This window comes from Bacillus sp. DB-2 (assembly GCF_003315125.1).
Lineage (GTDB): Bacteria > Bacillota > Bacilli > Bacillales > Bacillaceae_G > Bacillus_A > Bacillus_A mycoides.
In genome coordinates, this window is sequence record NZ_QNRN01000005.1 from 163,509 (window position 1) to 175,994 (window position 12,486).

The window sequence follows — 12,486 nt, forward strand, 5'->3', positions numbered from 1 at the left end:
ACATATCCCGTTTGACATCTATTTTTATGTATTACAAAAAAAAAGAAAGGACTTATTATCCCAAAAAGTGAAAAATATGCATCGTAATACTACTGTTAAGTATTACAAGTTTAATACTTTCACAGGTGAACCATTACAAGTGAAAACAAAAAAGAAACCGCCCAAACCGTGACTTATCAATCATATAAACGTTTTGGATGTCCTTTAACCTATGAAATTTTAGCTGCAGTAGTATTGTTATCCTATGCCATCCTTAATTGCATTGGTATTTAGAATACCTAGACAAAATCCATATATTCTTGAAAGAGGTTGAAAATTTATGTTCGTTTTAAACAAGTTCTTTAACATTTTACATTACAAAAAGATTGTGCCTGTAGTATTACTTTCATGTGTATCACTTATAGGTTGTTCCAATAGTAACACTCAATCTGAACCACCTAAACAAACGAATCAAGCTAATCAAATTAAACAAGAAAATACAGGTAATCAATCTTTCGCTAAACTTGAAAAAGAATATGATGCTAAGCTTGGTATTTATGCACTGGACACAGGTACGAATCAAACTGTTGCTTATCATTCAGATGATCGTTTTGCATTTGCATCCACATCTAAATCATTAGCTGTGGGCGCTCTTTTACGCAAGAACTCATTAGAAGCTCTTGATCAAAGGATTACGTATACTCATGAAGATCTTTCTAATTACAATCCAATTACTGAAAAGCATGTTGATACAGGAATGACGTTAAAAGAACTTGCAGATGCTTCTGTTCGATATAGTGACAGCACAGCACATAATTTGATTCTTAAACAGTTAGGGGGCCCCTCTGAATTTGAAAAAATCTTGAGAGAAATGGGAGATACTGTTACTACTTCAGAACGATTTGAACCTGAATTAAATGAAGTGCATCCAGGAGAAACACACGATACCAGTACACCAGAAGCGATAGCTAAGACACTTCAATCATTTACATTAGGAACTGCACTTCCAATAGAAAAACGTGAACTATTAGTAGATTGGATGAAGAGAAATACAACTGGAGATAAATTGATTCGTGCGGGCGTACCAAAAGGCTGGGAAGTAGCTGATAAAACAGGCGCGGGATCTTACGGAACAAGAAATGATATCGCAATTATTTGGCCACCAAATAAAAAGCCGATTATTCTTGCTATACTTTCTAATCATGATAAAGAAGATGCTAAATACGATGATAAACTTATTGCAGACGCAACCAAAGTCGTGTTAAATACCTTAAAAGCTACGGAATAAATGATAATAGGTTAAAAGTTTTCTATTTTAGGCGGGTGTTTTCATCAAATAAAAATTTGATAGTGTCCCTAAAACATCTGGACTTTAATAGCCAACTAAAAAATGCAAACAAAAAGACCTTTAATCAGTCGTTTTGTTTGCATTTCCTTTTTCTAAAACCACAGAAAAGATAAGCACTATAGTTAACACCATAATAAACCTTACTTCACTTCCATCACTTACAAAAAATGAATACAAAGTATAAATTAAAATTAATATTCCATAAATAACTTTATACAATGAACTCCCCCCTTTTTGCCGTATATATTTTAGTGTAAAAATTTAATTCAAGCCCTATATCAAAATTAAAATAAAAAGCACCTGTGATATACACAAAGTGCTTTTCTCTTGTCAATTTATCTATTTCCACTATATTTATCTATTTTCTTTTTATAACTCAAATTTCTTCGAATCGTACTTTTCTAGAGTCCGCTGCAATTCATTTTGTTCATATGGAATATGTTTATCTGTCTGTACATCTTCAACATTTTCTCCACCTGTTAATAATCTCCTGTACTTAAAAGAGTGGCCTGTTAATACTGTTGTAATCATTTTGTATTGCCCTCCTTTTGTTTGATTACTTGTATCATAAAACAAGTATCTGAAGTTGATATGTAGTCTATCTAGAGTGTATGTAAATTTAAAAAATCTCTAATAAAATGTTTATGTTGTAACGTTACCACCAAAACTAGTGCTTCAAACACCATGATTTGAAGAGATAGTCCCTCATGTTCTAGCCTCAATTCCTCCTACAGTTCTATATTGAGTAAAACTAGTTAATCCCTACAATATAAAAAGAGCACCACTTTTTGGATGCTCTTCGTCATAACTATATATTATTTAATTTCCTTCTTTTGTTGGTACCATTTTTCCTTCTTGAGAGTCTGTGCCCTCTGTTCTTTCAACAGTTTTTGCATGTTCTGGTTTTTCAGGGGCTCCCATTTCAAATCCAGATTGAGAATCTGTACCTTCTTTTGTTGGTACCATTTTTCCTTCTTGAGAGTCTGTACCTTCTGTTCTTTCAACAGTTTTTGCATGCTCTGGTTTTTCAGGGGCTCCCATTTCAAATCCAGATTGAGAATCTGCACCTTCTTTTGCTGGTACCATTTTTCCTTCCTGAGAACCTGTACCTTCTGTTCTTTCAACAGTTTTTACGTCTCCTTTAGGCGTTGCTGGTACTGCATCTTTAGGTAAATCAAAGTTTTGTGAGAAAGACGTTGTTCCATCTGCACTCTGTGTAATTACTTGATTGGAACTATTTTCATTTGACTTTAAATTGTCCATTTTCGCATCATCTGCACCTACTGCACCTCCCGCTACCAATCCTGTACTTAAAAGTGCTCCTGCTAATAATGTTTTAATCATTTTTCATTACCTCCTGTTTATTTGTAATATTCATCAAAAAAGTATCTAGAGTTAATGTTTTAGTCATTATCTTTATCTACTTGCTTTTTGATTACATTTAGCATAAGACAAGAATCTATAGTTGATATGGACTGTATCTGGAGATTATGTAAAGAAAAATAGATGATCAATTGTATATCCTAATGGATGCTTAGACAAGATTGAAACTTTATATGAGTTTGAACAATTGAGTTCCCCTTTGTTTTTGGGTGTGAGGTTTTTAACTGGAGTGAAGTGAGGGACTAACCTTTTCTAATATGAAAGCAAACTTTTTATTATTACATTCAAAACACCGTAAATAAAGATGTTAAAAATCCGTGAACAAAAAACCACATCTCATTGATGTCCACCCCATCAGAAGTATGGAAGGGAATTAAATATAATCCTTCCTTGTCTTTATGCATTAAGATAGAAAAAATTATAAAGTGAAACTTTAATCAGTGGGGGTTTTGTTCATCCCCCACTGATTATTAGCCTTCACCAATCGGGCGTTTACGGGCAGTCGATCTCCCACCTAAATTCTTTGCTCCACCTGAATTTTGAGGTGGGAGTTTTACTGCCCGGCAAATAGCGGGATAAATATAGACTTAAATATTTTTTTGAAAGGATATTGTTTAACAAACATAAAAAAGAGCTACGGCTGTATGAGAACCTTAGCTCTTTTTTATGTTTATTGTTTATTATATAAATTATTTAACGCTAGAAGCGCTATCATATTACCAACTGAAATACCACCAGGTCCCCCGATGCTCTCCCTCTAAAACAAATGACAAGCCACCTCATGCCCCTTCGCAATCTCAACCATCTTTGGTACTTCCTGCGCGCATTTTTCAGTGGCGAATTTGCAGCGCGTTCTGAATTTGCAGCCGGATGGTGAGTTGAGTGGGCTTGGTACTTCACCTTGCAGGATGATCCGTTCTTTTCCTGTGTTTGTTGGGTCTGGTTCTGGCATGGATGAGAGTAGTGCTTGTGTGTATGGATGTGCCGGTTTTGTGTATAGGTCTTCGCTGTCGGCAATTTCTACTATGTTTCCTAAGTACATGACTCCGATTCTATCTGATATGTGTCTTACCATGGATAGGTCATGTGCGATGAATAAGTATGTGACGCCTGTTTCTTCTTGAATGTCTTGCAGCATGTTTACGACTTGTGCTTGGACTGAGACATCTAGTGCTGAGATTGGTTCGTCACATAGGATGAAGTCTGGTTTTACAGATAGTGCGCGCGCTATGCTGATTCGCTGTCTTTGCCCTCCGCTAAATTCGTGCGGGTAGCGATATAGGTGTTCTTCTTTTAGTCCTACTTTTTTGAGAAGGTCTAGAATGATTTCTTTTCTTTCTTCCGCCGTGTAAGAGCCATGAATGTTCATCGGTTCGCTAATAATTTGGAATACGTTCATTGTCGGATTTAATGATGCGTATGGGTCTTGGAAAATGATTTGCATTCGTTTTCTGTATTCTTTTAGTTCACTTTCTTTTAGATCTGCGATATCTTTTCCGTCAAATAGGATGTTACCTGCAGTTACGTCGTGTAAACGAATGATGCTTCTTCCTGTCGTTGATTTCCCGCAGCCGGATTCCCCTACTAGTCCGAATGTTTCACCCTTTTTAATTGTGAAGCTTAGGTCATCGACTGCTTTTAATTGCTCTGTTTTTCTGCCGAATAGTCCTTTTTTAATAGGAAAATACTTTTTTAAGTTCCGAACTTCAATTAAGTTTTCTTCATGCATGTGAATCACCTACCGCCCTATCGTTTAGCCAGCACATAGAGCGTCTTCCGTTTCCGATTTCAAAATATGGCGGACGTTCTTTTTCACAAATGTCCATTTTATGCGGGCAACGCTCTGCGAATGGGCATCCTTCCGGCGGATGTAGTAAGTTTGGCGTTACACCTTGAATTGGAGCTAGTCTTTCTTTTACGCCGTTCGATATTTTTGGCAGAGAGTTTAATAGCCCTTTCGTATATGGATGGTTCGGCGATTGGAATATATCAAGTACATGTCCTTCTTCCATAATAAGTCCGCCGTACATAACGATGACGCGTGTACAGTTTTGCGCAACAATTCCAAGATCATGTGTAATAAGAAGTAACGACATATTCGTTTCGTTTTTTAAGTTTTTCATTAAATCTAGTATTTGTGCTTGTATCGTTACATCAAGCGCAGTCGTCGGTTCGTCCGCAATGAGAAGGTCTGGGTTACAAGACATCGCCATTGCAATCATAACCCGCTGCTTCATACCACCGCTTAGTTCATGCGGATATTGTTTTACCCTTTCTTCCGGTGAAGAAAGACCGACTTGTTTTAGTAAGTTAACCGCGATATTTTGTGCTTCTTTCTTTTTCACTTTTTGATGCCGAATAATTACTTCCGTCATTTGCTTACCAATTTTCACAACTGGGTTTAATGCCGACATTGGATCTTGGGAGATGAGTGAAATTTGATTTCCTCTAATAGAGCGTAATTCTTTCTCCGATTTAGAAAGCACGTTTTCATTTTGAAAAAGAATCTCTCCTTCTTTCACTTTCCCTGGCGACGTAACGAGAGCCATAACGGATTTCGCCATAACGCTCTTTCCGCTCCCCGATTCGCCAACAATCCCAACAACTTCACCCTTTTTCAAACTAAATGAAACGCCGCGAACCGCTTCTACTTCGCCGTCTTCTATGAAAAAAGAAGTCTTTAAGTTTTTTACTTCTAATAGTTTTTCAGACACGCTTTTCACTCCCCCTCACTTACAGCCTTAATTCTCATGATGAGCCCCTTTTGGTGCGAAAGCTTTTTTCAACGCTTCACCGATTACGTTAAAACTTAGTACCGTTAATAGAATAAGGAACCCTGGGAAGAGTGTTAAATACCAAGCTTCACCTATGTATCCTTGCGCATTATTTAGCATGCTGCCCCAAGAAGAATCTGGTTCTCTAATACCTAATCCTAAGAAGCTAAGTGATGATTCCATTAAAATCGATGTCGCAATTGTTAATGTCGCTGCGATTATAATCGTCGATAAAATGTTAGGAATTATATGTCTTACAATAATCATCAATGATTTTTGTCCAGATACTTTTGCATATAAAACGTACTCACGCTCTTTTACAGATAACGTTTCTGCCCTTACAATACGTGCGGTGTCCATCCACGTTAATAATCCGATAATAAGAACAAGCGTTGTAATTCCTGGTTTTAAATACGCATTTAATAACAGCATTAAGAAGAATGATGGAATCGACATAAGAACTTCAACAATTCGCATTAAGAAGTTGTCTAACTTTCCGCCAAAATATCCGCTAATTGTTCCTACTGCGGTTCCGATTGTAATGGAAACGACCATCGCTAGAAAACCAACCGCAAGGGAAACTCGTCCGCCATATAACGCTCTCGTTAAGTAATCCCTTCCGTAATCATCTGTGCCGAACGGATGACTCATACTCGGTTCTTGTAAACGATCTGGAATCGACATTTTACTAGGATCGTACGGTGATACGAATGCGAAAAGAGACGCGATTGTTAAAACACCCAGTATAATAACTCCCATTACTACAAACTTATTTTTTGTAAAACTATTTTTTATCGTTTGAAATCTCCTATTGTTCATTCCAAATCACCCCCTCATTCGAATGCGCGGATCTACAACGCCATATAAAATATCAGCAATTAAATTACCGAGAATTAACATGAACGATGATAATAATGTGATTGCCATAATAATTGGATAATCAAATCTAAAAATAGCATTTACCCCGAGTGAACCAAGTCCCGGCCATGAGAATACTGTTTCCGTAATGAACGCTCCGCCTACTAAACTCGGAATGGATAATCCGAAAATTGTAATGATCGGTATTAATACGTTTCGAAGTACGTGATTAAATAAAACTGTTTTCTGTGAAGCACCGTACGCATATTGAATTTGTACGTAATCTTCCTCTAATTGCTGAATTGTACTTGAGCGAATATATCTCATATAGACAGAGATGTTTTGGAACGCTAGCACCATGCAAGGTAAAATGCCGTGCTGGACAATATCCAAGAAGGAATCTTGACCGACTGTGCGCATACCCATACTCGGAAGCATGTTCAACTTTAAAGAGAATAAGTAGATTAATAGTAACGCGAACCAAAAGACTGGCATTGAGATTCCCACATAGGAGATGAAGTTCACAATGCGGTCAAAGAACGAGTTCTTTTTCACACCTGTAAATAATCCAAGCGGTATTGCGATTACAAATGAGACGAGTAAAGATGATCCCATTAACCCGATTGTTGCGGGTAATCTTTCTGTAATAAGTTCTAAAACAGGACGATGGTTTTGAAGTGAGTATCCAAAATTCCCTGTTAAAATATTTTTTAACCATAAAAAATATTGCACGTAAATCGGCTGATCTAGTCCTAAACTTTTGCGAATACGCTCGACATCAATTGGACTCATATTCGGCGTTACAAAGTTTCGAACGGGATCGCCCGGCGCTAGTTTTATTAATAAAAAAGAAATAATAGAAATAACAAATAAAAGCGGAATCGCATTTAAAAGCCTCTTTGCAATTACTTTATACACAAACTTCCCCCCTCAAGATAAAGTGAAACTTTAATCAGTGGGAGGTGTTTATCCCCCACTGATTATTAGCCCGAACCAATCGGGCATTTACGGGCAGTTGATCTCCCACCTCACCTCTTTGCTTCAGTTGAATTTTGAGGTGAGAGTCTTACTGCCCATTAAAGCGGGATAAAGAAGCTGATTTCCACCAGCTTCTTCATAGTTTCTTATTTCACTTCATAAATCTTCGATAGATCTTCGATAGATCTTCAAACATTGTAACTGGAATTGCTTTTGCTTCTTTTAACCCATCAAACTTTTTATCTACTGCAATAACTGCTTTCGGATATGCGATTGGAAGATAAGGTAAGTCTTCTCTAGCTGTATCTTGGATTTTATGGTATAGCTCTGCGCGTTTCGTTTTATCTGTTTCAACTGCAGCTTCTTCCCATAACTTATCGAAGTCAGCATTTTTATAACGTGCATAATTGTATTCTGCATTGCTTAAGAATAAGCTCTTATATGAATCTGGCTCTGGTCCCATTATGTAACCACCGAATGTAATGTCATATTCTTTATTCTCTTTATCTAAGCCTTTTTCACTTGCTGCACTAGCATCTAATGCATTCAGTTCAACTTCTAAGCCAACTTCTTGTAATTTTTGTTGTGTATAAAGCGCTAAACTTTCCATAATTTTATTATTCGTTACATACATAACGCGTACTTTTTCTTTATCTTTCACGCCAGCTTTCGCTAATAAATCTTTCGCTTCTTTTTTATCATACTTATAATCTTTAATGTCTTTTGCATAATACATAGCGTCTGGCGTTAAGATTGAATTTGCTGGTTCTGCGAATTGACTAGAAACGAATGCTGAGTTAATCATTTCTTTCTTATCTAACGCATGCGCAATTGCTTGGCGCACTTCTTTTTTCTTCATAAGATCTGTATTTTGGTTATAAGATAAGTAGAATAATCTACCTTCAGGGAATGTCACCATTGAGAAGTTCCCAGTGCTATCTAATTTCTTAAAGTCTTGCGGCTCAATCATCTTCATGTTGATTTGACCATTTTGTAGTGAAACATTTGCTGTATTACGGTCTTTTACAACACGATATACGATAGAGTCTAATTTAGCTTTACCACCGACATAATCATCGAATCGATCTAATGCAACATACTCATCTGATTTATACTCTTTAAACTTAAATGGACCTGATCCTACAGGTTGTAAGTTTTTCTTACTCTTCACTAAATCCGCTTCACCTTCAAATACATGTTTCGGAATTGGGAAGAAATCGTTCATAACCCCTTCGAAAGATGCACTTACTTGTGGTAAAACGAATTGAGTCGTTAGCTCATCCACTTTTTTCACCTCAAGCGGCTTTCCTTTAAAAATAAAGTTTTCACGGCTTGAACTATTTTGCTTCTCATCTAAAATAGATTGGAATGTAAATACAATATCGTCTGATGTAATTTTCTTACCATCATGCCATTTCAAATTATCCTTTAGTTTTAAAGTCCATGTTAATTGATCCTCTGAAGGCGTAAAGCTCTCAGCAAGAACAAACTTTTTCTTACCGTCTTCCATATGATACAGCGGTGCATATAAAGCTTGCTGTATCGTGAGCGAGACACGATCATTCGCATAAAGCGGGTTCATCGTATCTGGATTATCACTAACACCAACTGTTAACGTTCCTCCATCTTTCGGAGTCCCTGATTTACTAGTGTTCGCTTGCTTCGAAGAATCTTTCTCCCCTGAGCAAGCCGCTAATGCAATAAATAATAGTAGGACAAATGGTAATGCAAACAACTTCTTCATATTTCGACCCCTCTCGACTATTTACACCTATAAGAAAACTCGGGATTAATACCGAGTTTTCTTATAGGTTTTAAATTACCACTACCCGTATGTATTGTCAAACTTTTTCGCAAAGATAGACAGTTTGAAATCTATTAATGAATTCTTGCGATAAAATATATTTATGCGGAGGGTAAAATAAAAAGACCACGAATAGGTAGCCTCGTAAAATGCGTTGAAAAACTAGCAGCCTACAGAAAGTTTCTCTGAAATGGTTGTTATATATAATTGAAAATGTAGAATGAGATTAAAGATAAAAAAACATTTTTAGGAGATTATCATGACGTTTGATGAATTGAAAAAAAACAAACCAACAACCCCATGGGTTGAGCATGATGAAGATGGGGAATTTTTCACTGAAGAAAATATAAGTGCAACAAACAAAGTCCTCGACACCTACATTAACAATTTAGAGCAATTAGGCGAGACTCCAACCGAAGTCGAAGTAATGCAAGTTGTTAAAGAGGTAGTTATTAAACTAAATGAACTAAATATCGAACATGACCATTTTATCGAAACAATGGAAAGAGAAGATCTCTATGAATTTATCGATGCAGGAGCACAAATAGCTGGCTTAGAATCCGAAGAAGATATTACAGAAGAATGGCGGGAGTGGTAAAAAAGCTGCATACTTGATGTCTAAATTTACTCCTTCATAAAACTTTGTCCCTTATTCTCCAATTGGAAAATAAGGGACAAACAAAGACAACTCCAATAGAATCCAATACTGATATTTTTCTAAGTTCTTCTTCTCTAACTAAAATTAATCTATTTTCCAAACTCATTTCTCTAATCAATTACCAAGGTGTTTTGAACATAAATATCTTATACCCTTTAATATCTGCACATTCAGAGTATTAAATAAACAGAAAAACAGCCGACTCTTTGTATAAAAGTCTGCTGCTTTCTTAGAATTCGAGCCCTCCCATGCGAAGAAGCTCAACAACTGCTGATGAACGTCATTTAACCCCTAGCTTTTGCATTGTATTTGAGATGCAAAAGCGCATTATAAACAAAAAGAACACCACAATTTCAACACACTTTCATGTAAAAATATATATAGATTTCCAAATAGAGCAACTTATAACCCAAATTAAAAAGACCACCAAAAGGCAGCCTCACAACTGAATCATAGTACCCATTCCATTCTCCACCGCTTTTTCATACAAATACTTCGCAACAATTATATCTACTACCGCCAAACCTACTGATTTGAAAATAGTAATCTCTTCATCGTTCTCCCTACCAGCCTTTTCCCCGCTTATAATTTGACCAAGTTCAGCATGGATGTCACTTGCCTCAAACAAGCCTTCTTTTATAGGAACCTGAAGGTCACCTGTTTCTTCTAATGCCGCTTCTTTTGATTCGACTACTACTTTGTTTGCGTTAGCGATAGCGTGAGATGGTAGTTCTTGCACGCTCGGTCTGAATGAACCGACGGCGTTTATGTGGACGCCTTTTTGTAGTTTTTCTGAGAAGACTGGTGTGGATGCATTCGTTGTTGTGACGATGATGTCCGCTTCGCTTATTGCTTCATTTGGATCCCTGTAGACGTAAGCTGGTTTGTTTAATGTCTCCTGGATATATTGCGCGAATGCATACGCTTTTTCTTCCGTTCGGTTATATAGGATGACTTTTTCGATGTCTCTAACTGCAAGTACAGCTTCTGCAATTCCTTTCGCTTGTTCACCAGTACCGATAATGCATAAGGTTTTTGCATTATGACGAGCTAAATGTTTTGTCGCTACTCCTGATAGGGCCCCTGTTCGGATCATCGTTAAGTACGATCCTTCTAAAAGTGCAAGCGGTTCTCCCGTTTGAAAGTCTGAAAGCATAACAATCCCGTTTATCGTTTTCTTTCCTATCTTTTTGTTCTGCGGGACTACTGTTACTACTTTTAAGCCAAGTGCCTCAAGTCCTTCAGCTACTGAAGGCATAATTAATGCCGTATTTTTCTCGTTCGCAAATGGTAATGAGCCGCGAATTGGTGTGATCGTTCTTTCTGCTGAAAATTCTTTTAAAGCAAGCGCCGCGTATTCAATGACTTCATTTATATTTACTAAGTTTCTTTGTTCGTTTGCGCTTATGACTAGCATATCTTTCCACCTCCTCCTTCTACCCCGTATTAACGGGCAGTAAGACTCCCATCTGAAAATTAGGTTGGACAAAGACGTTATACGGGAGATCAACTGCCCGTAAAAACCCGATTGGTTCAACTAATAATCAGTGGAGGATAAACCCCCTCCGCTGATTAAAGTTTCACTTTATCCTAACAAAAATCCCCGATTCAAATCATCCCTCGGATCTATAACAAACTGATGGAACCCTGTAATAAATGCATTCCCCGTTACTTTCGGGACGACAGCTTCATATTTATCTACCTCTGTTAAAGATAATACTTCTCCCTCAAATTGGCCGCCAGTAATGCATTCGTGAATGAAAGTTTCTCCCTTTTGTAACGCATCTTTTTCAAAAAGAGTTGCGATTCTTGCGGAAGTTCCTGTACCGCAAGGAGAACGGTCCACTTGCCCATCAGCAAAGATCGTTACATTTCGTAAAGTAGCGTCTTTTCCTTTCGGTTCATCTGAGAAAATAACGCCGTATATTCCTTTTAAATCTTCTTCAAGTGGATGTTTTACTTCCATTTGACTTTCAATGTAGTGTTTAATTTTACCGCCCCACGTTTGAATTGCAGCTAAATCTTTAAAATCAACTTTCAAACCAAACTCTTTACTATCCACTACAGCGTAGAATGCTCCGCCAAACGCGATATCTACTTGAAATTCATAGTCATCTATTTTGATAGGAACGTCTTTCTTGTATACGAACGAAGGAACGTTTTCAAATGATACTGCCTCTACTTCGCTCCCGTCAAATTTTGCATACGCAATAACTTCCCCGGCAGGGCTATCAATAATGAATTTTTGTTTTTCTCCTGTCACTTCAAACATACCTGTTTCAATTCCAACTGTAATAACAGCGATAATTCCGTGACCACACATCGTACTCCAGCCTTCATTGTGCATAAATAATACGCCAAAATCAGCATGAGGACTTGCGGGCGGAGTAATGATACAACCGTACATGCCGTGATGTCCTCTCGGTTCATACATAAGAACCTCGCGAAGATGATCCAAATGTTCCATGCAGTATGCGCGTCTTTCTAGTTGCGTTTCTCCCTTTATCTCTGGCACTCCGCCCGTAATGATTCGAAGTGGTTCCCCAGCTACGTGAGCATCAATTGTTGTGTATATTTTACTAACCTTCATTTCTATCTCTCCCCTATATGTTAATACTATTTTCATTGCAAGTATCATGCCAACGCATAGAGTATAAAGTGAAACTTTAATCAGTGGGAGGGTCTTCATCCCCCACTGATTATT

12 protein-coding genes and 1 pseudogene are annotated in these 12,486 nt (G+C 37.3%); 2 read left to right on the forward strand and 11 right to left on the reverse strand.

The features are described 5' to 3' along the window. The first annotated feature begins 319 nt into the window (after positions 1-319). Positions 320-1,267 (forward strand): class A beta-lactamase BlaIII, encoded by a 948-nt coding sequence (gene blaIII, locus DET63_RS10475; RefSeq protein ID WP_113936673.1) that lies wholly within the window; start codon positions 320-322, stop codon positions 1,265-1,267. Positions 1,268-1,387: 120 nt separating this feature from the next. Here the strand turns inward: blaIII and DET63_RS30210 are convergent, their stop codons facing one another. The 8 genes from DET63_RS30210 to DET63_RS10510 form a co-directional block, all read right to left on the reverse strand. Then, the gene (locus DET63_RS30210) at positions 1,388-1,546 is read right to left on the reverse strand and encodes a hypothetical protein (protein ID WP_176525352.1); all 159 of its coding nucleotides are present in this window, start codon (positions 1,544-1,546) and stop codon (positions 1,388-1,390) included. Between the two features lie 150 nt (positions 1,547-1,696). Further along, positions 1,697-1,858: a hypothetical protein gene (locus DET63_RS30215; protein ID WP_165689461.1), complete on the reverse strand. Its 162-nt coding sequence runs from the start codon at positions 1,856-1,858 to the stop codon at positions 1,697-1,699. Between the two features lie 288 nt (positions 1,859-2,146). Beyond that, complete coding sequence (locus DET63_RS10480) at positions 2,147-2,671, reverse strand: hypothetical protein (RefSeq protein WP_012260416.1); 525 nt, start codon at positions 2,669-2,671, stop codon at positions 2,147-2,149. Positions 2,672-3,467: 796 nt separating this feature from the next. Continuing rightward, positions 3,468-4,439, reverse strand: coding sequence for an ABC transporter ATP-binding protein (locus DET63_RS10485; RefSeq protein WP_113936674.1), 972 nt, complete (start codon positions 4,437-4,439; stop codon positions 3,468-3,470). Continuing rightward, the gene (locus DET63_RS10490) at positions 4,432-5,424 is read right to left on the reverse strand and encodes an ABC transporter ATP-binding protein (RefSeq protein WP_113936675.1); all 993 of its coding nucleotides are present in this window, start codon (positions 5,422-5,424) and stop codon (positions 4,432-4,434) included. The genes DET63_RS10485 and DET63_RS10490 overlap by 8 nt, the downstream gene beginning before the upstream one ends. A 27-nt stretch (positions 5,425-5,451) precedes the next feature. Beyond that, the gene (locus DET63_RS10495) at positions 5,452-6,303 is read right to left on the reverse strand and encodes an ABC transporter permease (protein WP_002035185.1); all 852 of its coding nucleotides are present in this window, start codon (positions 6,301-6,303) and stop codon (positions 5,452-5,454) included. Positions 6,304-6,309: 6 nt separating this feature from the next. Further along, positions 6,310-7,260: an ABC transporter permease gene (locus DET63_RS10500; protein ID WP_002125592.1), complete on the reverse strand. Its 951-nt coding sequence runs from the start codon at positions 7,258-7,260 to the stop codon at positions 6,310-6,312. Positions 7,261-7,471: 211 nt separating this feature from the next. Further along, positions 7,472-9,064, reverse strand: coding sequence for an ABC transporter substrate-binding protein (locus DET63_RS10510; protein ID WP_113936676.1), 1,593 nt, complete (start codon positions 9,062-9,064; stop codon positions 7,472-7,474). Between the two features lie 319 nt (positions 9,065-9,383). Here DET63_RS10510 and DET63_RS10515 point away from each other — a divergent pair, with 319 nt between their 5' ends. After that, the gene (locus DET63_RS10515; protein ID WP_113936677.1) at positions 9,384-9,722 is read left to right on the forward strand and encodes a hypothetical protein; all 339 of its coding nucleotides are present in this window, start codon (positions 9,384-9,386) and stop codon (positions 9,720-9,722) included. 289 nt (positions 9,723-10,011) lie between these two features. Here DET63_RS10515 and DET63_RS30615 read toward each other — a convergent pair. The 3 genes and pseudogenes from DET63_RS30615 to DET63_RS10525 all read right to left on the reverse strand — a co-directional run. Next, positions 10,012-10,098: pseudogene (locus DET63_RS30615) on the reverse strand (helix-turn-helix transcriptional regulator); the annotation flags it as partial. Positions 10,099-10,221: 123 nt separating this feature from the next. Next, on the reverse strand, positions 10,222-11,199 hold the full coding sequence (locus DET63_RS10520) for an ornithine cyclodeaminase family protein (RefSeq protein WP_113936678.1): 978 nt from the start codon (positions 11,197-11,199) through the stop codon (positions 10,222-10,224). Between the two features lie 168 nt (positions 11,200-11,367). Next, positions 11,368-12,420: a proline racemase family protein gene (locus DET63_RS10525; RefSeq protein ID WP_113936779.1), complete on the reverse strand. Its 1,053-nt coding sequence runs from the start codon at positions 12,418-12,420 to the stop codon at positions 11,368-11,370. Between the last annotated feature and the right edge of the window lie 66 nt (positions 12,421-12,486).